Source organism: Xanthomonas sp. SHU 199, from assembly GCF_000364665.1.
In the GTDB taxonomy this organism is placed as follows: Bacteria; Pseudomonadota; Gammaproteobacteria; order Xanthomonadales; family Xanthomonadaceae; genus Xanthomonas_A; species Xanthomonas_A sontii.
Window position 1 is genome coordinate 1 of the sequence record NZ_AQOI01000473.1, and the last position, 2,396, is coordinate 2,396.

Here is a 2,396-nt window from a genome sequence, read left to right on the forward strand (position 1 = left end):
TGGCGCCTGCGCCGGCGCTTGCCGCGCCGGCCGCACGCTGAGGCCCATCCACAGCAGCGCCACCACCGCCAGCGCCGCGCCGCCGAGCGCTACCCCGCGCCAGCCGGCGTAGGCATAGGCCGCGGTGCCGAGGCTGGACCCGATCGCACCGCCGATGAAGTAGCAGGTGACGTAGGCCGAGGTGATGCGGTTGCGCGCGGCCGGATCCAGTTGGTAGATCACGCTCTGGTTGCCGATGTGCACGCCCTGCACCGCCACGTCCAGCAGCACCACCCCGGCGATCAGCAGCCACAGCGAGTGCGGCGCGCCGAGCAACAGCAACCACGACAGCAGCAGCATGACCAGGCCGCCCCAGCCGACCAGATGGCCGGCGCCGCGGTCGGACAGCTTGCCGGACAGGTTGGCGGCGAACGCGCCGGCCGCGCCGATCAGCCCGAACAGGCCGATGGTGGCGGTGCCGTAGCGGTAGTCCGGGCCGGACAGCAGGAACGCCAGGGTGGTCCAGAACATGCTGAAGCCGGCGAACAGCAGCCCGCCCAGCACCGAGCGCGCGCGCAGCACCGGCTCGTCGCGCAGCAGCGCCAGCACCGAACCGATCAGGTGCGGATAGGACAGGTGCGGGTTGCCGGGGTGCCGCGGCAGGCCGCGCCACAGCAGCCCGGAGGCCACCAGGATCAGCGCCGCCGCGACCCAGTACACGGTGTGCCAGCCGCCGATCCCGGCCAGCAGCCCGGAGGCCGTGCGCGCCAGCAAGATGCCCAGCAGCAGGCCGCTCATCACCGTGCCGATGACCCGGCCGCGCTCGTGCGGCGCGGCCAGGGTCGCGGCGAACGGCACCAGGATCTGCGCCGCCACCGAACTCAGGCCGGTGATCAGCGTACCCAGCAGCAGCAGCGCGAAGCTGTGCGCCATCGCGCTGACCAGCAGGCCGACCGCGCTGAGCGCGTACAGGCCGACGATCAGGCTGCGGCGCTCGAAACGATCGCCCAGCGGCACCAGGAACAGCAGGCCGGCGGCGTAGGCCAACTGCGCGGTGGTGACCACCGCACCGGCGCGGCGCACGTCGATGGCGAAGGTCTGCGCCAGCACCTCCAGCAGCGGCTGCGCGTAGTAGTTGCTGGCCACCGCCAGGCCGGTGGCGGTGGCCATCAGCAGCACCAGGCCGCGGCGCATCGGCGGATGCGAAGTCGTTTCCATGGACGGACACCGGATCGTGGGGAGGGGCGCAGTCTGTGGAGGTGGCAGCGATCTTTCAAACGCATTTTTTTCACCACTGCCATCTGTTTTCGAGATAGTGTGATTCCCGCGCCGACAGGCCGGCCGGTTCGCCGGGGCCGCCGCCTCGGACGCAGGCGGCGTCCGGACTGGAGCGCCGCCCCACCACCGCCCCCGCGCCGAAGGAACCCGCACCATGCCCAGCACCGACATCGCCGAGGCGCTGCAGCAGCACGGGTATGCGGTGGTCCGCGGCTTCCTGGGCGACGGCGACATTCCCGACAGCCTGCTGCGCTTCCTGGAAGGCGCCGAGAAGTTCCACGACGGCGTGATCGGCGACCTGCCGGCGGCGGACATGCAGCGCATCCAGGCCCGCATCGCCGCCACCGTGCCGGCGGTGGCCGCGGCCATGGGCCTGGCGATCGCGGTCGATCGCTTCGGCTACTGCGCCATCCGCATCCGCGAAAGCCATGCCGCGCCGAGCCTGCGTCTGCCGTTCGACCAGCACCGCGATCCGAAGACCGCGCCGGGCGGCGCGCTCAACTGGCACCTGGACCACTTCAGCTATTTCCTGCATGGCGACCACCGCAACTACCTGATCTGCTACATGCCGGTGCGCAAGCCCGATGCCGGCCTGGCCAACGTGGCCATCGTCGCCGACGACGTGGTCGCGCGGCTGGATCCGCAGTTGCACCAGCGCATCCAGGGCCGCGGCGCGCTGCGCTTCCGCTGCGTGGAGGCCGACACGCTGGACTGGTTCCGGCTGCGCTTTCCTGGCGAGGCCCTGGCCATCGGCGACTGGTACGCGATCGAGGATCTGTACGACGCCAGCCCCGGCTGGAAGATCGGCTTCGACCTGGAAGCGCACAAGGTGGTGCCGCACCTCGCGGTCGGCGACCTGCTGATCATGCGTGCCGACGTCATCCACCGCACCCACGACGCCGGCTGCGACCGCATCTCGGTGCGCTGCGACGCCCTGCCCGCGCAGGCGCCGCGGCTGGACACGCTGCGCGGCCTGCTCGGCATCACCCTGCGCTACCCGTTCATGAGCCGCAAGCGCCGCTACAACATCCGCCTGTGGCTGCGTCAGCAATGGCGCAAGCGGCTCGGGCGCACAGCATGAGGCGTGCACTGCGATCACGGGCGACGCACGCCTGCGGCAGCAGTGCCGATCGGCTGCC

Annotated in this window: 2 protein-coding genes; one reads left to right on the forward strand and one right to left on the reverse strand. The window is 71.4% G+C overall.

The annotated features are described in order from the left end of the window. Positions 1 to 1,197, reverse strand: a 1,197-nt coding sequence (locus D183_RS24880; protein ID WP_017909711.1) for an MFS transporter, incomplete at its 3' end; no start/stop codon positions are given. A 214-nt stretch (positions 1,198 to 1,411) separates the two neighbouring features. Between D183_RS24880 and D183_RS0114935 the strand changes: the two genes are divergently transcribed. Next, positions 1,412 to 2,338, forward strand: a complete 927-nt coding sequence (locus tag D183_RS0114935) for a hypothetical protein (protein WP_017909712.1) — start codon at positions 1,412 to 1,414, stop codon at positions 2,336 to 2,338. Positions 2,339 to 2,396 lie beyond the last annotated feature (58 nt).